We start from the raw sequence: 386 nt of genomic DNA, 5'->3' as shown, positions 1-386 counted from the left end.
GGCGACAAGATCGCCTCCAAGCGCCTCGCCGCGGGCGCCGGGGTCTCGGTCGTCCCCGGCCACGACGGCGTCGTCGCCGACGCCGACGAGGCCGTGCGCGTCGCCCGTGACGTGGGCTACCCGGTGATGATCAAGGCCAGCGCGGGGGGCGGCGGCAAGGGGATGCGCGTCGCCCGCGACGACGAGGGCGCGCGCGAGGGCTTCGCCGCCTCCCGGCGCGAGGCGCAGGCGAGCTTCGGCGACGACCGCCTGCTGATCGAGCGCCTGATCGAGAGCCCTCGCCACGTCGAGATCCAGGTCCTCGCCGACCGCCACGGCAACGTCGTCCACCTCAACGAGCGCGAGTGCTCGATCCAGCGCCGCCACCAGAAGGTGCTGGAGGAGGC

The 386-nt window shown here is 74.6% G+C and carries 1 protein-coding gene; it reads left to right on the top strand.

The window, feature by feature from the left end; genetic code table 11:
• Positions 1 to 386: ATP-binding protein (locus D7Y13_RS44820; protein ID WP_120631183.1), on the top strand; the 386-nt coding region annotated here is incomplete at both ends.

It is taken from the genome of Corallococcus praedator (genome assembly GCF_003612125.1).
Lineage (GTDB): Bacteria > Myxococcota > Myxococcia > Myxococcales > Myxococcaceae > Corallococcus > Corallococcus praedator.
The sequence above is the reverse complement of the archived record's forward strand: the minus strand, read 5'-3'. Positions and strand labels throughout refer to the sequence as shown.